Raw genomic sequence first — 20,235 nt, 5'->3', positions numbered from 1 at the left:
GCGTGGCCGATCTGGCCCCATCGGGCGACCGACGGCGCGATCGAACTGGGCAGGCAGCGCACAATCGTGAGGTGGACCCGCTGACCGAGCACCTGCTGCGAACTGCCTGCGACGCCCTGGCCGAAACGGTCGAGGCGGCGCCGGTCCGGTACGCCATCGCATCGCGTGTGGTGGGCGCCCCATGACCGCGAGGCCACTCCCGGTGGTCATCGTCGGTGCCGGTCCCACCGGACTCACCGCCGCGACGCTGCTGGCCCAGCGCGGGTTCGGTTGCGTGGTGCTCGACCGGTGGGAGTCGATCTACCCCCAACCCCGCGCGGTCCACCTCGACGACGAGGTCTACCGCATCCTCGCCCGCCTCGGCGTCCGCGACGAGTTCGCCGCGATCTCCTGGCCGTGCCGGGGACTTCGGCTGATCACCCCGGAAATGCGGGTGCTCGCCGAGTTCGCCCGCGACGCGACACGCGGCAAGCACGGCTACCCCGAGGCCAACATGTTCGACCAGCAGCAACTGGAGACCGTCCTGCGTGCCAACCTCAAGCGCTTCGCCACCGCCACGTTGCGCGGGAACACGGAAGTCACCGCTGTTGCGCAGGACAGCGGGCAGGTGCTCGTTGACTGCGCGGACCGCAGCACGGGTGCGCGCGAAACGGTCGCAGCCGAGTACGTGCTCGGCTGCGACGGAGCCAACAGCCTGGTCAGGGCGTCCATCGAGACCACTGTGCGGGACCTCGACTTCGCGCAGCGGTGGCTCGTGGTCGACGTGGCCACCGGCGCCGACCTCGCCGAATGGGAAGGCGTCCACCAGGTCTGCGACCCGCTCCGCGCCGCGACCTACATGCGCATCGGGAAAACCCGCTACCGCTGGGAATTCCGGCTCGCGCCGCACGAGAACGCCGACGACTACCGCGACATCGCCACCCTGCATCCCCTGCTCTCGCCCTGGACCAAGGCGATACCCCAGACGGAACTGGAGATCGTGCGGGTGGCCGAGTACACCTTCGGCGCGCAGATCGCCGAGCAGTGGCGAGATCGCCGGATCTTCCTGCTGGGCGACGCCGCCCACCTCACCCCGCCGTTCATCGGCCAGGGCCTCGGCGCTGGCCTGCGCGATGCCGCGAACCTCGCCTGGAAGCTCGCGGGCGTCCTCGACGGCGCCCTGCCGCCAACCGCGCTCGACACCTATCAGGTCGAACGCAAGCCCCATGCCCTGGCCATGATCCGCCGAGCGAAACTCGTCGGGACCGTGATGACGGAAGGCGGCAAGATCGGCAACGCCATTCGCCGGGTGGTGGCTCCGCGCCTGCACCTCCTGCCGGGCCTCAAGGACCAGATCCTCAACAGCGAAACCCCGGCACTGCACCGCTCCGAGCTCGTCGCGCGCCCTCGCTTCGGCCGCGCGCTCGACGGCACCCTGTGCCCCAACGCGGTCCTCGAAGACGGTCGCCGGTTCGACGACGTGGCCGCGAGCCGGTTCGCGGTCGTCACCTGCGACCAACCGGAGGAGACCCAACGCGCCGAGATCACCCGGCGCGGCGCCGTACTCCTGGTCGCCCGCTCGGGTACCACCCTGCATCGCTGGCTGCGGGGCGGCCGTGCCCGCGCGGCGATCGTCCGACCAGACGGAACAGTCCTGCGCACCGGCCGCGAACTCCAGGCAGTGTGCACCGCCCTACCCGACTTCAGCGGCACGCACCTGGCCCAGCCGGGAACGGAACCCTGAAGCCTGTCTTCGCACCCGAGCCTCCGACCGCCCTGCTGGGGCGGTTGGTACGGGACAGGTCAGTCGGAGTGCAGGTGCGCCGGTTCGCGTCGGCGAACGCGAGGATACGGGCCGTTGAGCCGTTGGGACCGCATGGCCGCGTACCGGACTATCCGCTCTTTCACCCAGGCCGCAGGTCGTCCGGTGAAGATGATCGAGCGCGAGGTGTCGTCGGCGCGCACGAACTGGAACAGGCCGTCACGGCGGCCCAGGCTCACGTTCTGCGCCATGTACTGGAACTTGTGCTTCCGCGGCGTCCGGCCGGTCAGGCGAGCGACGATGGCGTCTGCCGCCGTCACGGCCATCGGCGTTCCGGTCGCGCAGGCCATGCGCAGTTCCCGTCCGCCCGGACCGGGCACCGTGGCGGCGTCACCGACCGCGTACACAGCCGGGTCCGAGACCGAGCGCTGTGTGTTATCGACGACGATGCGGCCGCTCGCGTCCACCGCCAGCAGCGAGTTGCGAGCCAGCTCGGGAACCGTGAATCCGGCGTTCCAGATCACGGCGTCAGCAGCGAGGAACGTACCGTCGACAAGGCTCAAACCGCCGCCGGAGACCTCTGCGACCTTCACGTTCTCCCGGATCTGCACGCCGAGGCGGGGAAAGAGCCCGGTAGACGTATGCGCGGCGCGCTGCCCAACGCGTAGACCAGCGTGTCGTAGCCAAGTGTCCGAAGTGGACCTTCTCGCTGGATTCGAACCTGCTTCGCCTCTCGATCGAGTTCGCGCACCACGCCGACCACGACCTCGATACCTGTGCCAGCCACCAATTCGGCGAGCGGACGCATGCGCAGCCGCTGACCCGAGGCGACCTGGTGGAGCCGAACCCGTTCGACGAACCGATCCCGACCGTTGACCAGGGTCACCCGAACCAGCTCGGGGCGGACTTGTCGGGCGGTGCGCTTCGCCGCCATCAGGCCCGCATAACCCGCGCCGATCACAACCACGTGGTGACTCATCGCGCTCCCCCTTCGTGCTGAATCCAGAACCCGCCCGCTGAAATCGCGATGCTGACCAACTGCTGAACTCGGTGCATGCAGGTCTGACTTGGCGGGTTGGACGAAACGTAACAACCCGAACCCCGGTGGGACGCAGGTCACATCAGGGTCGTGGGGGGGCGCGGGGGGGGGGGGGCGGGGGGGGGGGGGGCGCGCGCCCCCCCCCCCCCCCCCCCCACCCCCACGCCGCTCGCAGGCCAATTCCGCTGGCAACGCCGATCAATGGTCTGCGGCGGGATTCTCCGCCGTCTACGGTCTTACCGACCGCGCCCCGAGATGCGCGGCCGATCCCGAGCTGAGCAGGCGGCTGCTCGTCCAGATCGGTGCCGAGCTGACCACCCGCGTCCGCGACAACTGAGGACTTCCGATGAGCATCCCACTGCCGAGCACGTTCACCTACCACAGCATCGATGCCGACGGCGTGCGCATCAATTGCGCGGTCGGCGGCGACGGACCACCCGTCCTGCTGCTGCACGGCTACCCGCAGACCCACCTGATCTGGCACCACGTGGCGCCGGAACTCGCCGCCGACCACACCGTCGTCCTCGCCGATCTGCGCGGGTACGGCGACAGCGACAAACCTCGACCCGGTCCCGGCGACCACGAATACTCGAAGCGCGCGATGGCCCGTGACCAGCTGCTCGTCATGCGAGAACTCGGGTTCGACCGGTTCAGCGTGGCCGGGCACGACCGCGGCGGGCGGGTCGGCCACCGCCTGGCGCTGGACGCGGCCGAGCACGTCATCGCGCTCGCCGTGCTGGACATCGTGCCGACCCGCTACGCCTTCGCCCACGCGGACAAGGAGTTCGGCCTCGGGTACTACCACTGGTTCTTCCTCGCCGCCGGTGGCGGGATTCCGGAACGACTCATCGGCGCGGACCCCGAGTTCTGGATCACGGCGCGGATGAGCGCACGGCATCACGGCGGCACGCCGTTCGATTCGGGCGCGATGGCGGAGTACGTCCGCTGCTTCGCCGATCCGGACGCCATCGCCGCGTCCTGCGCCGACTACCGCGCCGCCGCGACGATCGACCTCGAACACGACAACGCCGACGCCGATCGCGCGATCGAATGCCCAGTGCTCGCGCTGTGGGGCGAGCACAGCTTCGTGGGCCGCAACTACGACGTGCTCGCCGCCTGGCGCGACTACGCCAGCGACCTGCGCGGCTCCGCCCTGCCGTGCGACCACTACGTGCCGGAGGAGCAGCCGGAGCAGACCGCTGCCCTCCTGCGCACGTTCTTCGCCAACCAGGCATGAGGACTGCTCACTTGCAGTCGTCGAGGTGGCGCATCCGCCGCAGCGGCGACAGCAGCAGCACCGGCGAGATCACGAGCAAAGTCGTTGCCAGCAACCACAAAGCCGTCCGCACGCCTAGCTGCTGGGCCAGCGCACCGCCCAACAACGCGCCCAGCGGCGCGACTCCCCACACCGCGAAGCGGAACATCGCCGACATCCGGCTGAGCAGGTGCGGAGGACACGCGCGCTGGCGGTAGCTGACCTGCATGATGTTGAAAACCGTGACACCAGCGCCGATCGCGACGTTGCCCAGCACGAAGGGCACCACCCACCATCCGCTGCCGGTCAGCGGAATCAGCAGCGCGAACGGCGCCGCGACGGGTACCGCGAGCAGCGCTGCTCGGGCGCCCCCGAAGACGCGGCCGAGCCTCGGGGCTGCCCTGGCGCCGACCAGCGCGCCGACCGCACCGGAAGTCAGCAGGAGTCCAACGGTTCCCGACGACAAACCGACCACCGTGGTCAGGAAGACGACCTCAAGCGCGAAGATCGCGGAGAAGACGAGGTTGTTGAGACTGGCCGAGAGCGCGAGCCCCCGCAACACTCGATGGCGCAACAGGAATCGGATGCCCTGCCCGATCTGCGTGGCCAAACCACCCGATGACGAGGCCGGTTCGGCATCTGGGGTCGCAATCCGCCACAGCAGCACGGCGGAGATCGCCGAGGCAGCGGCGTTCGCCACCACCGCAGCTTGGGCTCCGAGCCACTGGACGCAGAGCCCGCCCAGCCCTGGACCACCCAACTCGGCGCCGGAGCGGACCAGTTGCAGGCCGCTGTTGCCCTCGATGAGCCTGCCACCACCGGTCAGCTGCGGGAGGTAGGTGTGATCAGCGATGTCACCGAACAACTGCGCGGTGCCCAGCAGCAGCGCGACGATGCAGATCAGCGGCAGCGACAGCAGCCCACCTGCCCATGCCACCGGCAGCGACAGCAACGCCGCGAGGCGCACCAGGTCGGCGCTGAGCATCACCCGGCGCGGGCGCATCCGCTCCACCCACGCCCCAGCGGGCAACCCCAGCACGAGGTAAGCGGCGTGGTTGGCGGCTTGCAGCAGGCCGACCTCCCAGGCCGAGGCTTCCAGCACGAGCACTGCGGTGAGCGGGAGGACGACCTGCGTGGCGGCTGCGCCGGTGTCGTTGAACAGGTGCGAACCGAGGAACAGCCGGAAGTCCCGGTGCCTGGCCAACGCGATCCCGCTTCCGCCCGACCACGGAGCTGCTGGCCGGTCGCGCATCGCTCCACCGTGGCCTGGTGCCGTGATCGAAGTCAACCGAATTCCCGCGCCTCCCCAGCACTTCCACGAGATCGGCCGCGCATGCCCGTTAATCCAGGTCGAAGCACACCCTCCGACGAGCGAGTTCCCGGCCTTCCGCAGGAAGTTCCTCGACATCAACGAGCTCCGGCAACAGCTCAGGCGATGTCGTAAACGCGCGGAAGACCGTTTCGACGTCAAGGCCATGACCGGGACGGTGCGCCACCACGATCTGATCTCCGCGTCGCACGTGTCCGGGTTCCACGACGCGGAAATAAGCGCCGGGAAGAGCTCTCCTCGTGAACGTCCTGACCCAACCGCGAAGCCCCAGCCACGCGGCGAACGTGCGGCACGGAATCCTCGGTGTGGTCACTTGCAGGAGCAGTTCCGCACCGATGCGCCACCGCTCACCGATGATGGCGTGGTTGACGTCCACACCGCTGGTGGTCAAGTTCTCGCCGAAGGTACCGGAGGGCATCGAACGTCCCGCCTCGTCCTGCCACCGGTCCAAATCTTCCCGCGCGTAGGCGTAGACGGCTTGATCGTCGCCACCGTGGTTCTTGTTGTCGCAGATCTGGTCCCCGACCAAACCACTTCCACAGCCCTTCGGCCCAGGAGCTCGGACGAGGACAGCACCATCGATGGGCCGCTTGTCGATCCCGGTGTACCCGGACTTGGCCGCAACAGGACGGGCAATGCCGATGTTCACCGATTCGACCAGCACGGCACGACGGTATGGCTCGCGACCGTCGAGCCTCAACTCCTTTTCGAACCGACCAGAACAGCATCATCCGCGCGGCAAATTCCGACCAGGTGCGGTCTGATGGCGGGATCGGGGTGGGTCACCATCTCGTCGTGGCTGCGGTCGCCCAGGAGTTGCGGCACCACAATTCGGTGGCGCGCGCTGGGACGATCGGAGCATGTCCCGTTCGTTCGAGGAGTTGGTGGGTGAAGCAGCGGCGGCCCCGGTGGAGGGCTGGGATTTCTCGTGGCTGGATGGGCGCGCGACCGAGCAGCGGCCACCCTGGGGCTATCAGCGGTTGATGGGCCAGCGCTTGGCTCGGGCGTCGGCGGCGCTGGATGTTCAGACCGGTGGCGGGGAGGTGCTGGCCGAGGCGCAGCGGTTCCCGCCGGTGATGGTGGCCACCGAATCATGGCCGCCCAACGTGGTCGCGGCGACGAAGCTGCTGCACCCGCGCGGCGTCGTGGTCGTGGCGAGTTCCGATGAACCGCCGCTGCCGTTCGCCGGGTCGGCGTTCGACCTGGTGACCAGCCGACATCCGGTCACCCCGCGGTGGGGCGAGATCGCGCGGGTGCTGCGGCCGGGCGGAACGTACTTCGCCCAGCACGTGGGTCCGGGCACCATGTCGAAACTCGCGGAATACTTCCTCGGGCCGCAGCGGCGAGCGCGCGACAAACGCGATCCGGACCAGGAGATCGCGGAGGCGCGTGCCGCGGGTCTGCGGATCGTGGACGTGCGCCGGGCACGACTGCGCGCCGAGTTCTTCGATGTGGGCGCGGTGATCTTCTTCCTGCGCAAGGTGATCTGGACGGTGCCCGACTTCGCGGTGGACGCCTATCGCGATCGGCTGCGCGACCTGCACGAGCAGATCGAGCACGACGGCGTGTTCGTCGCGCACTCGACTCGCACGCTGATCGAGGCGCGCAAACCCACCTGATCTCCTGGTCGACGGCGACGACGGTCGATGAGCCGGATCAGAGCTCGAAATGTTGGAGATGGCGGGGGTCAAGGACGCGGCCGCGGTCGCCCAGGACCTCCTGCAGGGTCGCGACGATCTCCCGGTTGACGGTGTCGTGCACTTCGGGTCTGTCGAGCTGGGTCACCATGTCGTCGTGGTGGCTGGGGATGACGACCCTGGGCCAACCGAGTGTTGCCAGCACGCGCTCGAAGTAGTCGTGCACCGCCGCATTGCCGCTGGCACCGAGGACGAGCACGTCCGGCGTCGCCCCGGCGACCTCGCGCTCGGCGAAGTTGGCCGTTCCGCTGAGGAACATCACGCGCAGCCGGTCGCCGACCGTGACCTGGTAGCCGAGCGTGCCGCCTTCGACCAGTTCACCGAGAGTGGTCGGGGTTTTCGGTGGCGCGGTCAGGGTTCCGGCGGGTGCGAAGCCGTATCCGCCGAGTTGGCTGTGCAGGCTCCGGAAGACCTCGATCGTGTAAGCGGGCCGGGGTTGTTCGGGACTCCTGAGCGGATAGCGCAGGTTTTCGCCGCCCGTGACCAGCACCAGGTCGGCCTCGCGCGAGGGTGGTGCGTCCATCGCCCGGATCAGGTTCAGGTGCGTCTCGCCGCCGAGGACGCGGATCCGCTGGTCCCTCCACCGCGGGTGGTTCAGCAGCGGGGCGATGTCGGCGAGGTGGTCCCAGTGGCCGTGGGTGGTCAGGATGAACTCCGGCGCGGTGCGCAGGTGCTCGTCCAGGACCCAGTCGATGATCCGGGCGTTCACCTCAAGCGGCCGGTCCGCGTCCATCTTGCCGTCGGGGCCCGCGTACTGCTGGCGCGTGAAGTACGGATCGACGAGCAGGTGGTGTCCGTCGAAGGTGATTTCCCAGCCCGCCAACCCGAGCCAGCGCAAGTGCACCCCGCTGGGGCCACCAGGTGCCGCCGCAGGTGCGGCCGGGGCGCACCCGGCGGTCAGCGCGGCGATACCCGCGACCCCGGCGGCCATCGTCGTGCGCAGCACGCTCCGCCGATTCGGCTCATTGGCCGGTGCGTCACACGATGCGCACATGGTTGGTCCTCCCAGGAAGCATCCGGCTCGGCTGATCGCACATCACGAGCCGTTGATCGTTTCGAAGCGGGACCGTATCAAACGAACTGGTTCGTTCGAAACAGGTCTGGCAGACTGGCGCGAGCCATGCCCCGAGACGCCACCCCCACCAAGAAGCGCATCCTCGCCGCCGCCACGGCGGAGTTCGCCGAGCACGGCATCGATGGCGCCCGGATCGACCGCATCGCGGCTCGGGCCGAAGCGAACAAGCGCGCGATCTACGACCACTTCGGCGACAAGAGCCAGTTGTTCGGCATCGTCCTCGCCGATCACCTCGACCGGTTGGCCAAAGCCGTTGAGCTGCGTGGCGAAAGCATTCCCGAATTCGCCGGGGAACTGTTCGACTACTGCGCCGCCCATCCCGAACTCGTCCGCCTCGTGCAGTGGGAGGCGCTGTCGCTTTCCCCGCGCCAGGCCCCCAGCTTCACCCAGCGGTCAGCCGCCTACCAGGGCAAAGTCGACGCGATCGCTGAAGCGCAGCGCCAGGGCCACATCGATGCCCGGCTCGATCCTCGCCGCGTGCTGCTGCTCCTGATCGGGATGGCCGAGTGGACCCTCTACGTGCCGCAACTGGGCGAGATGATCCTCGGCGAAGACCCCGGAACCGACCAGGCCCGCGCCGACCACCGGGCCTTCCTCGTCTCGATCGCCGAGCGCCTGTTGGCCTCCCGGTAGCTTCAGTTCGCGGTCTTGGCGGTTCGCTCGGGGACGACGTAACCGATCGTGGTCGCGAAAACGGCACGATCAACGGCCCGGCGAGCATGGACAGACCGGCGTTCAGGTTGAGGATCGACAGCGCAGCCCCCTTGTTGGCCGGAACGAGGTTCGCGGTGACCGCGTCGTTCTGCCGGACTGCCCCGGACTAGTCCATTGCGGACACTGCGGATCGTCGAAGCCCTCGGCGATCCGCATCCTTCCCCAAGTCTCGGGAGTTCACTCGTCGTGGACGAGTACGGCTGGTGGCTCCGCGCCCAGTGCCCGCAGCACCGCGGCGACTTTCGCATCCAGCTCCCGGCCGACCTCAGCTATCTCCCGTCTTTCGTAACTGTCGAAAAGCGTGCTGGGCTGATCGATGACGAACACGGCCGTACCACTGTCGTCGGCCCGGATCACCACGCGCAATGGGGCGTGCAGCATCACCGACGGGTCGTACCGGTACATGCGCTCGGCGATCACGTGGTTGCCCATCAGGTATTCCGAGCACTCCCACAACGCCGTGCCACCGACCATCAACTCAGAGATGTCCGCGGTCCAGTACCGCATGAACCCCAGCGGCGCCTCCTTCTCCGCGAGGGCCTCGACCTCGGCCCACGAAGAGAGCTCCATGAACCGGGGCGCATCGACCACCGGAACGATTTCCTCGAACTTGGCCACGGCCTCGGCGTACGGCAGGGGCAACGGCACCGCCAGCCGCCGAACCTCGTGAACATTCTCCGTTCCACTCATGTTCGCCTCACATTCCGGTGCGTTCCCACACCAGGACCCCGGTCAGCTGTTCATCGCCGAACAGGACCGGCTCGATGGTGGTCAGCTCCAGTTGTTGCCCCTTCAGCACGGCGTTGCGGGACACCGTGGTTCCCAGCCAGTTGGGGAAAAGGCTCACTTCGATTTCGTGCCCGACGACCGAGTTGCCGTCGACCCAGTAACGCCCGGAGTAGGCGAGGTAGCCGCTCGCGGCGAACGCCGACCCGCAGTCGCTGTCCTCGATCGGGCCGTTCGCCTCGTACGCGGGCCGCGCGGCGCGCATGATCTGGGTGGACATGTACCCATCCGCCCCGTAGATGAGGAATCCGGTCGCGTCCTGTCCGAGCGGGTAGACCGTCCGTGTCCCGTCCCACGTCCTCGCGTAGAACGTCACCAGGCGCCACGACCCGATCAGGTCCCACTTCGAAAAATCGTCCCCAAACATCCCTCGCCCTTCGATGGACAGCCGCGCGGCCTGGAGACACCATTTTGACTTTCATATCAGAAGTCAGGCTCCTGTTACCCTAGCAACAAACTCCCATAATGCAAGTCAGGGTGGAGGAGGAGGGTCTGCTGTTTCCGCAGTCCTCCAACGGGACAGGAGAACCCGGAGGTATTCATGGCAATACGAATCAGTTGGGAAGGCGTGCCGTGTCCGATCGGCCGCGCCGTCGACGTGCTCGGCGACCCGTGGACCCTCTTGATCCTGCGCCAGGCGATGACCGGCTGCACGCGCTATGACGAGTTCCGGAACACCATCGGCATCTCCGACAACATCCTCTCCGTCCGCCTCAAGCGCCTCCTCGCCGCGGGCCTGCTCATCCAGGTCCCGTACCGCGCGGACGGAGGTCGGACCCGCCAGGAGTACCGGCTGACCGAGGCGGGCGCCAACACCCTGCCCGTGCTGCACGCGCTCGCCGAGTGGGGCCACGCGCACACCCGCACCGACGACCCGAACGGCACCATGCAGGTCATCCACCAGACCTGCGGAAAACCCGCGGGCTCGGGCACCCGCTGCGCCCACTGCCGAAAGGTGCTCAAGCGGGAGAGCCTGGCCTGGCTGCGCCCGTGGAAATCAGCGGAGCCGACTCCCCTGGCGCCAGCGGTCACCGCAGGCTGATGCCCCGCCGCGGCACCCGACCAGTTCTCCTTGCACGACAAGAGCTTCGCCGTACACCAGCCTGACTCCTGTTTGTCCAATATGATTCACCACAGACGCACCCAGTCGACGCGGGCACGTTCAGCATCGATTGCAAAATTAAAGTTAGCAGCCTAAACTCGGGGCATGACTTTCATTGTGAAAGCCAGGCGGGGAGCGGCATGAAGATCTTGGTGGCCGGAGTTGGCGCGGTCGGCGGTTTCGTCGGCGCCCGGCTCGCACAGGCCGGGCGCGATGTTGATTTCCTGGTGCGGCCCGCCCGCGCCGCGCTGCTGCGCGAACGCGGACTGCGCATCATCAACGGCGACAGCGTCGACATCGTGTCCCCGTCCGTGGTCACGGCCGTTGAGATCACCGGACCAGCCGGGCTGATCCTCCTGTCGGTCAAGCCGACAGCTCTGGAGAAGGTCATGGCCGACCTCGCTCCGGCGGTCGGACCGGAGACGGTGATCGTGCCGTTCCTCAACGGCATGGCCCACCTAGACTCGCTCACCCGGCGGTTCGGGAACGCGGTGCTCGGCGGCGTGCTGAAGGTCGTCACGCAGCTCGACGGGAACGGCGACATCCGCCAATTCGCCCCTGGCTGCCGAATCGACATCGGTGAGCTCGACGGCAGTCGCACGCAACGGCTCGCGCGGACAGCCGAAGCGCTGTCCGCACCGGAGTTCGCGGTGGAGGTCAGATCCGACATCGTCGACGCGATGTGGAGCAAGTGGGTCTTCATCGCGAGCATCGGGGCCGTCACCTGCCTCGCGCGCGCCACCATCGGCGACGCCGTCGCCGTACCCGGCGGCGCGGAGTTCGCCGAGGCGATGTTCGCGGAAGCCGCCGCAGTCGCCGAAGCCGCCGGGCATCCGCTGAGCGAAGCTGATCGCAAGGCGACCCGCGCGGTGGTCACGGCCGCTGGCGCGCCGACCACCTCGTCGATGTCTCGCGAACTACTGGCCGGACGCCCGACCGAGGTCGAGAACGTCCTCGGCGATCTCATCCATCGCGCCCACGACTTCGGGCTGCCGACCCCGCGACTGGAAGCAGCCGCGCTGACGCTTCGCGTCCACAACCACCTGCTGTCCACAAAGGACAACTGACCACCACCGCTGGCGGACCACGACCAGGCCGAACCGCTATCCGCGACGGCCGGGTGCGGCCATCGCAACAGCGGCCTTGCGCTTCCGCTGGTTGCGGTACAGCCGGGACCAGCCGATCAGCGCGGCGATCGTGCCCCACTGCAGCACAGGGGACACGATCGTCATGGCGTCGACCGACAGGGAGTAGATCAGCGGGATCCGGACGATCGAAACGAAGAGCAGGCCACTCCCCCAGACCGCGGTCAGGGTGACGAAAACCCGGCGGAACGGCGGAGCCGTCTGCCAGAGGTGGTCCCACCGCGCCAGTTTCGCCTCGTCGGCGACGTTCAACCGCCGCATGAGCGCGTACATCAGCGGGCGACCCACCAGGCACGAACCGAGCGCGAGGAGCCCGAGCAGGCCCAGATCGACCGACTCCTTGGCCAGCATCAGGCGCGGGTTGCCGGTGACCAGCGTCAGCAACAGGCTCACCACCATGCCAGCGGCCAAGAAGGCGGCCAGTCCGTTGAACCGACGCCGCGCGACGGCGACGAACAGAGCACGACCCACCGCGACGACCCCACCAACAGCCAGCGAAACCTCTTCGCTCAAGCCGAAAGCGCTGCGGCACGCCCAATACGCCACGATAGGCAGGCCTATGTCGGCGATGATCCCTTTGAGCGTTGCCGATCGGTTCATCGGTGCTCACTCCTCGCAGCGGAGAAGACGGTGGTGTCGCCACGGTTGGCGCCCGCGCCAGTGGGATGGTGGTTCGTCATGTCATCAACACCCAAGCTTCCAGCAAGAAACCCTCGTCCCTAATTTAGATACTACAGTACCCTATTTGGGGTCGCTTGGCATAGCTACAAGGGACGATCGGAACCTTATCGGCGGAGGGCGGTTATGACGCTGACGACTCCCGCGGTGGGCTCGGGCCGCATCCGTCCTACGCTCGTGGACATGAACTCAGGCGACCGCCCGACATCCCTGGCTCTGGATCCTGCCTTCGCCGATCTGATGGCCAGCAGCTACCACCGCTTGGTCGGCAAGCCACTCCTGCCGGAGTCGACGCGAGAGCCCGCGGCATGGCTCTACCGCGACGCGCCATTCGGCCTGCTCGCCCACGACGCCGCCGCAGACCCGGTCTTCGTCTACGCGAACCTCGTCTCCCAGAAGTGCTTCGAGTACTCCTGGGCGGAGTTCACGCGGCTGCCGTCCCGCCTGTCGACAGAGCCGGATCGACAAGAGGACCGGGACCAACTCATCGCGGCCGTGCACGAACACGGCTTCGCCGAGGGCTACAACGGCATCCGCATCGCGAAGCCCGGACGGCGGTTCTGGATCCAAGACGTCACCATGTGGAACCTCATCGACGACAACGGGATCCAGCACGGCCAGGCAGCGCTGTTCCGCCGGTGGCGCGACGCCTGATCACATCCCGCGGAGAATCCTCGATGCGTCATGCGCTCCGGGACAACCATTGGTTCAGCTGCACGAAGCCAACCGTGGTGCCCGCCTCGGGGAACACGCCCTCGTCGAGGATGCGCGCAGCCATGGTGTGCGCGAAGTCGAAAGCAGCTGCGGCTAGACCTGCGCCGACGCTGATCCGCCGCACCCCGGCGGCCGCCAACTCCGACACCGTGGGACCACCCATCGCGGCCATGACGCTGACTGGCACCGGAACGGCGTCGACGATCTCGCGCAGAACCTGCGGGTCGAGCAGACCGGGCACGAACAGGCAGTCCGCGCCCGCTCCGGCATAGGCAACACCGCGCTTGATCACTTCCGCAGCATCGCCCAGGCGGTACAGGAATACGTCCGTGCGCGCGTTGATCACCAAGTCCGGGTCGGCGCTGCGCGCCGTCCGGAGCAGCTCGACCTGGTCGTCGACTTCGCGCAGTGGCCCGCCGAACCCCGCACCGTCCTCCAGGTTCACGCCCACGGCACCGACGGCGATCACCTCCTCGACGGTCGCCCGAACATCGCCGTACCCGCTCTCGACGTCGGCGGTGACCGGCACATCCACTGCGGAAACCACCCGCCGCACCGCGTCGATCATCTCCGCGCGCGAGACCTGCTGGCCGTCGGGTTTCCCGAGCGACCACGCAACCCCGGCGCTGGTGGTAGCGATCGCGCGCGCCCCGGCCTGCTCGATCACTGCGGCGCTGGCCGCATCCCACGCGTTCGGCAGCACCAGCACCGGACCTTCGTGGTGGTAGGACCGCAGCAGTTGCGCCTTGTCGTTCGTCATCCGTGCGTCTCTTTCCGATCCAGTTCTCCAGGACTCACACCGCTCGCCAACCGGCCGAGAAAGCCCCGCCAAGGCGACCAGTCCGCCGCCGAAGATCCGATGACCGCGCAGGCCCCACGGCGAGCGGCGGGGCGGGATGGCCTATTTCACGCGAAATCGCCACGTCCAGCACCACACCGGACGATAGGAACCAGAGCGGCCACGTGGTAGAGCCAAAAATCCCGAACCGCACCGGGCCAATCCATACCCAACCGCGAACGACGGCTCCACCGTTCCCAAAGGGATCTCCGGATCGTCCTCGTCGCTACCGACCAGCACATACGACTGGTCCGTGAAGTGGCAAAGGTGGCGCGTCGCAGCGTCGTCAGCCAGATCTTCCATGTTCGGACGGTGAGTTGACGCCGCTGCTGGCGATAATCGCTGGTGGACCACGTCTGGTGTGGGCCATATCCTGGGAGGCAGCGGACCGAATCCCTGATCAGGATTCCGATGGCGATGAGCCTCTCCAGGTTGACCGAGCGGACGCGCTTGATGCGCGTTGCGTTGGCGGCCGCCCACGATGGCTACTTCGTTTTTCCGCTGCGCCCGAACGGAAAAGCCCCTGCCCTGCACGGGGAATCCCGCTGTCCCGGCCTCGGCGTGTGCTCCGCCGTGCACCAGGGCTGGGAGCAGCGCGCCAGCCGCAACCCGGAACAGATCCGCCAATGGTGGACGGCACGCTCGTACAACGTAGGCATTAGCACCGGGCCGTCCGGGCTACTGGTGATCGACCTCGACGACGCTCGCGGTGACACCCCTCCCCCGCAATGGGCGGGCACACGCGGCGGCCAGGACGTCCTTGCCCGACTGGCCGACGCCGCGAACCAGCCCTACCCCGGAGACACCTACACCGTGGCCACCGCCACCGGCGGCCGCCACCTGTACTTCCGGGCACCCGCAGATCCAGTGCTGCGCTCCACCGTCGGCAAGCTGGGCTGGCGGATCGACACCCGCGGCGTCGGCGGCTACGTCGTCGCCGCGGGCTCCGTCCGGCCCGAAGGCCGCTACCAAGTCGTGCAAGATCTTCCGGTAGCACCCTTGCCGCAGTGGCTGGTCACGGCGCTCACCCCACCACCCCCACCTGAACCGGTCGAACGCGCACTTCCCGCGAAACGGGCAAGCGCCTACGTGGCAGCGATCGTGGCCAGCGAAACCGATGCAGTCGCGCACGCCACCACCGGAACCCGACGCAACACCCTGCTGCACGCGGCAAACACGCTCGGCCGACTCGTCGGCGGCGGCGAACTCGACGAACACACCGCCCGCACCGAGCTCCTCGCCGCCGCGGAAATCCACATAGGACACCAGGACTTCACCCACGTAGAAGCAGTCCGCACAGTAGAAGACGGACTAGCATGGGGCATCAACCACCCCCGCCGAATCACCGCCCACAACGGGCCAATGTAACCGCGCCCGAGTCTAGGCATGTGAAGGCGGTCGGCAGCGGAGGGGCCTGCCGGTGTGAACTGGTCCCCTCCGCCAATACGTGGATCAGCGGTTGATGAAGATCGGGTTGGAGTAGAACCACAGGTCTTCCCACGGGTTCGAGCCCAGCGGGTCGGGTTGCGGTTCGAGCTCATCGGTGTTCGTTCCGCGCACCCGCACGTACATCGGACCGTCGACTCGCAGCGTGTGCCGCACGACGATCCAGCCGTTCTCCACCCGCCAGTCGCGCGGGCCGTACCGCTCCGCTACCCGCGTCGTCGGATTCGTGTCCGTCGTGCGGTCGCTGACCGGGCCCGTAACGCGTCCGGTGATGACGTCCACTCGCTGCAAATGCGGGCGATCCCCAGCCGCGTTGGGATTGCGCGGCTCGCGGATCCGGATCTCGATCTCGACGTCCGGACGCTTTCCGCGGAGGTTCAGGGTTTCGCCCACGGTGACGGGCACACCGCCGTCGGCTGGGCGAGCAGTCAGGTCGAGTCGGTCGATCAAGTCGCCGATGGTCACGAAGATCCGGCCACGACGCAGCCCGTCGAGGATATCGGCGTAGTTCCGGTCCGCGAAGACGTAGGTCTTGGAGTACTCGCCGGGCCAGAAGTCCGATCCGCCTTCGGTGTAGTGCACGTGGGAGTCCGATGTGGACGTTATCCACCAGCGGCGCCCCTCCCCCAGCAGCGAGTCCCACAGACCGCCGAGCCGCGCGGTCATCTGGTCGAACCCGCCCATCGTCGGGAAGTTGCCGTAACCGCCTCGCTCGCCCGCCGGGTCGACCGTGCCATCGGGGTTCAGCGCACCGGCCTGGTGTCCCGGTGCTCCTTCGAAACCGGACACCACGTCAGGGGCCGCATCCTTCCAGTTGCGGAACTCCGCGGGCGTGTCCTGCCCGTAGACGCCGAGGCCGGAAGCGGACCGGGCGGGGTGGTTGGCGAACAGCACCGGCCTGTCGCGCAACCGCTGCATCTCGTGCAGCGCCTCGATCATCTTCGCCTCGGTGTCGAAGGACGGGTCGGGCGGGAAGGGATCGCGCTTGGAGAACCGGCTTTCCAGGTTGAACAGGATGTCCCGCTCGGCGGCCACCTTCGGGATGATCAGACTTGAGTGGTCGGCCGCCGGGGTGTCCAGCTCCATGCCGTAGAACTGCAACACCTCGGGCACCGAACGGCGCGCTTCCAGCAGGCTCGGATAGCGCTGTTCCGCGTCCAGCTTGGCGTGGTTGGGGCCGCCGTGGTCGGTGGAGACGATCCAGGCCAGGCCGAACCGGCGGGCGTTGGCCGCGTTGACCGCCAGCGGGTAGATGGCGTCGCCGCCGATGATCGGCGTGGGCGGAGTGGTCGACTCGTCGTAGCCGACGCTGAACTCGCTGTGCACGTGGTGGTCGCCCGGCAGCCAGTCCCGTCGACCGCCGCCGAGCCGCGGTACCGACGCCTGGGCGACGCCGGGCAGCCCGCCGATCGCCACCGCCCCTACCAGACCACCGGTGACCGCGAGCAGCCGCCGCCGGTTCACGCGAGCAGCCCTCACTTCGTCCGCAGCCATGAAGATCCCCTTCTGCTCCCCTCATCGGACGATTCCGACAAGGGCGTGCAAATCCCAGTCGATCCTCATGGCCAGCGACTGAACGGCGGTTGACCGCGCAACGAACAGCTCGCGCGGCTGGGTGAGGGGCACCCGTGACCAAGTAACCGGGTCACGGGTGCCCCTCACCTCGAAAGATCACGCACCGTCCACATAGGATGGAGTGGTCGGCGGAGCCGTTATGGGGTGGTGGCGGATACCGCTGGTGCTTCGGTGGCGGTGCGCGGGCGGCGTTTGGGCACGATCATCGGTGTGCCGGTCTCCGGGTCGTCGATCACGCGGCACGGCAGGCCGAAGACGTCGGCCACCAGTTCGGCCGTCACGATCCGCGCCGGATCGCCTTGCGCGGCGATCTCGCCGCCGGGTCGCATCACGATCAGGTGGGTGGCGTAGCGGCATGCCTGGTTGAGGTCGTGCAGCACGGCGACGAGGGTGTGTCCGCCGCGGTCGTTCAGGTCGGCGCACAGGTCGAGCACCTCGATCTGGTGCGCGATGTCGAGGAACGTCGTCGGCTCGTCCAGCAGCAGGATCGACGTCTGCTGGGCGAGCACCATCGCCAACCACACGCGCTGCCGCTGTCCGCCCGAGAGTTCGTCGACCAGGCGCCCGGACAGGTCGAGCACCCCGGTGAGCCGCATGGCCTCGGCGACCACGGTTTCGTCCTCGGACGACCACTGGCGGAGCAGTTTCTGGTGCGGGTACCGGCCGCGGGCGACCAGGTCGCCGACGGTGATCCCGCCGGGCGCGATCGACGACTGCGGCAGCAGGCCGAGCCGTCGGGCGACCTCGCGCGAGCGGTAGGTGGAGATCAGCGCGCCGTCGAGGTACACCCCGCCGGTGGTCGGCTTGAGCATCCGCGCGAGGGCTTTGAGCAGCGTCGACTTGCCGCACGCGTTCGGGCCGACGATCACCGTGAACGAGCCGTCCGGGATCGCCACGCCCAGGTCGGTGGCGACGGTGTGCTGCTCGTAGGCCAGCGTCAGGTTGTCGGCGTACAGCCGGGTCATGCGTACCGTCCCTTTCCGCGCCATTCCGAAGCCAGCAGCCAGATTAGGTAGAGCCCACCGAGGAAACCGGTCGCGGTGCCGACCGGCAGTTGCGAGGTGGGGAAAAGCCGCTGGACCGCGAGATCGCCCGCGGTGAGCAGCAGCCCGCCCAGCAAAGCCGACGCGAGCAGTCCGGGTGCGGGTGAGCGGGTGAGCCTGCGGGCCAGTTGCGGCGCCGCGAGGGCTACGAACCAGACGGGTCCCGCGACGGCCGTGGCGACCGCCGCTAGCACCACGCTCACCACGATCAGCACGAACCGGCTGCGCTCCACCCCTACGCCGAGGGCTTTCGCCATGTCGTCGCCGAGTTCCAGCAAAGCCAACCTTCGCGCGTAGCACAGCCCCAGCGGCAGCAGCACGGCTAGCGCGAGACCGATCGCTGTTGCCTCCTGCCAGCGGCGGCCGTTGATGCTGCCGATCAGCCACGCCTGGGCGCTGATCGCGTCGTGCGGACTCGCGCGGGTGATGAGGTAGGAGTTGACGGCCAGCGCCAGGGCGCTGATGCCGATCCCCACCAGCAGGAACCGGAATCCCTGGACACCACGGGTGAATGCCAGCAGGTAGATCAGCAGCGCGGCGACGATGCCGCCGACGAGCGCGCCGGTGGCGACCTGGACCATGCCGCCGCCGAACACGATGATCACGATCAGCGCGCCGGTCGCCGAGCCGTGCGTGAAACCGATGACATCCGGACTGCCCAACGAATTCCCGGACAGGCTCTGCAAAATCGCCCCGCTGACCGCCAGTGCGGCGCCGACGAACAACGCGGTCAGCAGTCGCGGCATCCGCAGCGTGTTGACGACGAAGTTGGCGCCCCCGTCGGCCTGGCCGACCAGTGCCCGCAGCACCTCCGGCACCGTGAGTTGGAAATCACCAGTGGTCAGCGTGATGACCATGACTGTCACGAGCGCGACGAGCAGCACCGCGCACGCGACGGTGGCGCGGCCGTTGACGCGCAGCGCCAGTTTCTCCCGCCTGGAGCGCAGAACCCAGCCAGCGATGGTCACAGGCCCACCAGTTTCCGTTGCCTGCACAGCGCGACGAACACCGGTACCCCGATGGCCGCCGTCACGATCCCGACCTGCACCTCGCTCGGCGGCGCGATCATCCGGCCGACGACATCGGAGCCGACGAGCAGGATCGGCGACAGCACCAGCGAGTACACCAGCACCCAGCGCTGGTCCGGGCCCACGATCAGCCTCGCGATGTGCGGCACCGCGAGCCCGACGAACGCGACCGGACCAGCTGCGGCGGTCGCCGCACCGCACAGCAGCGTCACGGCGATAGCGCCAAGCAACCGGACGCGTCCGGGGCGAACGCCGAGTGCCTGCCCCATCGCCTCCCCCATCGCCATCGCGTTCAGCGGCCGTGCGAGCAGCAGTGCGATCGCGAGGCCCACAACGATGAACGGCAGCACGGGCAGCAGCACTTCGTAGTAGCGGCCAGCCAGCGACCCGACGTTCCAGAACCGGAACTCGTCGAACGCCTCGGGATCCATCAGCAGCGCGGCGGTGTCGATCGCGTACAGCACGGCGGTCAACGCGGCACCCGCGAGCACCAACCGCTCCGGCGTGGCGACACCACGTCCGGTCGAACCGAGTGCGTAGACGGCGACCGCAGCCAGGGCTGCACCGGCGAAGGCGAACCACACGTAACCGAGCACCGAGGACACACCGAAAACAGTCAGCCCGGCGACGACACCGGTCGACGCGCCCATGTTCACGCCGAGCAGGCCGGGGTCGGCCAGCGCATTCCGGGTGAGCGCCTGCATGAGCGCACCGGAAACGCCCAGGGCAGCACCCACGAGCACGCCCAGCAGGGTGCGCGGGATCCGATACGCGTGGATGATCAGTGCGTCTTGCGAGCCGTCGTTGTGCCAGAGCACGTCCCAGGTCGCGGTGAACGCGATGTCCTTCGAGCCGAGCCAGATGCTGAGCAAGAAGATCACGCCGAGCACACCGGCGGAGATGATCAGGCCGATCGCGCGCACGGTGTGGACACGGGCCCGCGGCGATTGCGGAGCGGTGCCGGTGGCAGCACGCGCCGCGTCGGTAGCACCGGTCAGCACGGACGCCACCTGGTCATACGCCATCAAC

21 protein-coding genes are annotated in these 20,235 nt (G+C 68.1%); 8 read left to right on the top strand and 13 right to left on the bottom strand.

The window, feature by feature from the left end:
• The first annotated feature begins 181 nt into the window (after window positions 1-181).
• Window positions 182-1,723: a bifunctional 3-(3-hydroxy-phenyl)propionate/3-hydroxycinnamic acid hydroxylase MhpA gene (gene mhpA / locus MOQ72_RS08510; RefSeq protein ID WP_242181688.1), complete on the top strand. Its 1,542-nt coding sequence runs from the start codon at window positions 182-184 to the stop codon at window positions 1,721-1,723.
• Window positions 1,724-1,782: 59 nt separating this feature from the next.
• Here the strand turns inward: mhpA and MOQ72_RS08505 are convergent, their stop codons facing one another.
• A complete protein-coding gene (locus MOQ72_RS08505) occupies window positions 1,783-2,334 on the bottom strand; it encodes an FAD-dependent oxidoreductase (protein ID WP_242181687.1) in 552 nt (183 codons plus the stop codon).
• Complete coding sequence (locus MOQ72_RS08500) at window positions 2,331-2,720, bottom strand: FAD-dependent oxidoreductase (RefSeq protein WP_242181685.1); 390 nt, start codon at window positions 2,718-2,720, stop codon at window positions 2,331-2,333. The genes MOQ72_RS08505 and MOQ72_RS08500 overlap by 4 nt, the downstream gene beginning before the upstream one ends.
• Window positions 2,721-3,126: 406 nt before the next feature.
• Here MOQ72_RS08500 and MOQ72_RS08495 point away from each other — a divergent pair, with 406 nt between their 5' ends.
• Window positions 3,127-4,017 (top strand): alpha/beta fold hydrolase, encoded by an 891-nt coding sequence (locus MOQ72_RS08495; RefSeq protein ID WP_242181683.1) that lies wholly within the window; start codon window positions 3,127-3,129, stop codon window positions 4,015-4,017.
• Window positions 4,018-4,024: 7 nt separating this feature from the next.
• Here MOQ72_RS08495 and MOQ72_RS08490 read toward each other — a convergent pair whose 3' ends face one another.
• Window positions 4,025-5,287: an MFS transporter gene (locus MOQ72_RS08490; RefSeq protein WP_242181681.1), complete on the bottom strand. Its 1,263-nt coding sequence runs from the start codon at window positions 5,285-5,287 to the stop codon at window positions 4,025-4,027.
• A gap of 88 nt (window positions 5,288-5,375) precedes the next feature.
• The gene (locus MOQ72_RS08485; RefSeq protein WP_242181679.1) at window positions 5,376-6,029 is read right to left on the bottom strand and encodes an MOSC domain-containing protein; all 654 of its coding nucleotides are present in this window, start codon (window positions 6,027-6,029) and stop codon (window positions 5,376-5,378) included.
• A gap of 196 nt (window positions 6,030-6,225) precedes the next feature.
• On the opposite strand from MOQ72_RS08485, the gene MOQ72_RS08480 reads away from it, so the two are divergent.
• On the top strand, window positions 6,226-6,984 hold the full coding sequence (locus MOQ72_RS08480) for a methyltransferase domain-containing protein (protein WP_242181677.1): 759 nt from the start codon (window positions 6,226-6,228) through the stop codon (window positions 6,982-6,984).
• A 37-nt stretch (window positions 6,985-7,021) separates the two neighbouring features.
• Here the strand turns inward: MOQ72_RS08480 and MOQ72_RS08475 are convergent, their stop codons facing one another.
• Window positions 7,022-8,056 (bottom strand): MBL fold metallo-hydrolase, encoded by a 1,035-nt coding sequence (locus tag MOQ72_RS08475; RefSeq protein WP_242181675.1) that lies wholly within the window; start codon window positions 8,054-8,056, stop codon window positions 7,022-7,024.
• Window positions 8,057-8,182: 126 nt separating this feature from the next.
• On the opposite strand from MOQ72_RS08475, the gene MOQ72_RS08470 reads away from it, so the two are divergent.
• Window positions 8,183-8,770: a TetR/AcrR family transcriptional regulator gene (locus tag MOQ72_RS08470; protein WP_242181673.1), complete on the top strand. Its 588-nt coding sequence runs from the start codon at window positions 8,183-8,185 to the stop codon at window positions 8,768-8,770.
• Window positions 8,771-9,028: 258 nt separating this feature from the next.
• Here MOQ72_RS08470 and MOQ72_RS08465 read toward each other — a convergent pair whose 3' ends face one another.
• Window positions 9,029-9,541, bottom strand: a complete 513-nt coding sequence (locus MOQ72_RS08465) for a DUF302 domain-containing protein (RefSeq protein ID WP_242181671.1) — start codon at window positions 9,539-9,541, stop codon at window positions 9,029-9,031.
• A 7-nt stretch (window positions 9,542-9,548) separates the two neighbouring features.
• Window positions 9,549-10,004, bottom strand: a complete 456-nt coding sequence (locus MOQ72_RS08460; RefSeq protein ID WP_242181669.1) for a lipocalin-like domain-containing protein — start codon at window positions 10,002-10,004, stop codon at window positions 9,549-9,551.
• 174 nt (window positions 10,005-10,178) lie between these two features.
• Between MOQ72_RS08460 and MOQ72_RS08455 the strand changes: the two genes are divergently transcribed.
• Together MOQ72_RS08455 and MOQ72_RS08450 are read left to right on the top strand one after the other, a co-directional pair.
• Window positions 10,179-10,679 (top strand): winged helix-turn-helix transcriptional regulator, encoded by a 501-nt coding sequence (locus MOQ72_RS08455; protein WP_242181667.1) that lies wholly within the window; start codon window positions 10,179-10,181, stop codon window positions 10,677-10,679.
• Window positions 10,680-10,879: 200 nt separating this feature from the next.
• Window positions 10,880-11,806 carry a ketopantoate reductase family protein gene (locus MOQ72_RS08450; protein WP_242181666.1) on the top strand — a complete coding sequence of 309 codons (927 nt, stop codon included), beginning with the start codon at window positions 10,880-10,882 and terminating at the stop codon, window positions 11,804-11,806.
• A 36-nt stretch (window positions 11,807-11,842) separates the two neighbouring features.
• On the opposite strand, the gene MOQ72_RS08445 is transcribed toward MOQ72_RS08450, so the two are convergent.
• The gene (locus MOQ72_RS08445) at window positions 11,843-12,484 is read right to left on the bottom strand and encodes a VC0807 family protein (protein WP_242181664.1); all 642 of its coding nucleotides are present in this window, start codon (window positions 12,482-12,484) and stop codon (window positions 11,843-11,845) included.
• Window positions 12,485-12,745: 261 nt separating this feature from the next.
• Here MOQ72_RS08445 and MOQ72_RS08440 point away from each other — a divergent pair, with 261 nt between their 5' ends.
• The gene (locus MOQ72_RS08440; protein ID WP_242181662.1) at window positions 12,746-13,216 is read left to right on the top strand and encodes an MEKHLA domain-containing protein; all 471 of its coding nucleotides are present in this window, start codon (window positions 12,746-12,748) and stop codon (window positions 13,214-13,216) included.
• A gap of 28 nt (window positions 13,217-13,244) precedes the next feature.
• On the opposite strand, the gene MOQ72_RS08435 is transcribed toward MOQ72_RS08440, so the two are convergent.
• On the bottom strand, window positions 13,245-14,036 hold the full coding sequence (locus MOQ72_RS08435) for an isocitrate lyase/PEP mutase family protein (RefSeq protein WP_242181660.1): 792 nt from the start codon (window positions 14,034-14,036) through the stop codon (window positions 13,245-13,247).
• A 495-nt stretch (window positions 14,037-14,531) separates the two neighbouring features.
• Here MOQ72_RS08435 and MOQ72_RS08430 point away from each other — a divergent pair, with 495 nt between their 5' ends.
• Window positions 14,532-15,482 carry a bifunctional DNA primase/polymerase gene (locus MOQ72_RS08430; RefSeq protein ID WP_242181658.1) on the top strand — a complete coding sequence of 317 codons (951 nt, stop codon included), beginning with the start codon at window positions 14,532-14,534 and terminating at the stop codon, window positions 15,480-15,482.
• 84 nt (window positions 15,483-15,566) lie between these two features.
• Here MOQ72_RS08430 and MOQ72_RS08425 read toward each other — a convergent pair whose 3' ends face one another.
• The 4 genes from MOQ72_RS08425 to MOQ72_RS08410 form a co-directional block, all read right to left on the bottom strand.
• A complete protein-coding gene (locus MOQ72_RS08425; protein WP_242181655.1) occupies window positions 15,567-17,054 on the bottom strand; it encodes a CehA/McbA family metallohydrolase domain-containing protein in 1,488 nt (495 codons plus the stop codon).
• A gap of 218 nt (window positions 17,055-17,272) precedes the next feature.
• The gene (locus MOQ72_RS08420; RefSeq protein WP_242181653.1) at window positions 17,273-18,100 is read right to left on the bottom strand and encodes an ABC transporter ATP-binding protein; all 828 of its coding nucleotides are present in this window, start codon (window positions 18,098-18,100) and stop codon (window positions 17,273-17,275) included.
• Window positions 18,097-19,146 (bottom strand): FecCD family ABC transporter permease, encoded by a 1,050-nt coding sequence (locus MOQ72_RS08415; RefSeq protein WP_308197855.1) that lies wholly within the window; start codon window positions 19,144-19,146, stop codon window positions 18,097-18,099. Before MOQ72_RS08415 ends, MOQ72_RS08420 begins: the two co-directional genes overlap by 4 nt.
• Window positions 19,143-20,231 carry a FecCD family ABC transporter permease gene (locus tag MOQ72_RS08410; protein ID WP_242181649.1) on the bottom strand — a complete coding sequence of 363 codons (1,089 nt, stop codon included), beginning with the start codon at window positions 20,229-20,231 and terminating at the stop codon, window positions 19,143-19,145. Before MOQ72_RS08410 ends, MOQ72_RS08415 begins: the two co-directional genes overlap by 4 nt.
• Window positions 20,232-20,235 lie beyond the last annotated feature (4 nt).

Source organism: Saccharopolyspora soli (assembly GCF_022678645.1).
Lineage (GTDB): Bacteria > Actinomycetota > Actinomycetes > Mycobacteriales > Pseudonocardiaceae > Saccharopolyspora > Saccharopolyspora soli.
The sequence above is the reverse complement of the archived record's forward strand: the minus strand, read 5'-3'. Positions and strand labels throughout refer to the sequence as shown.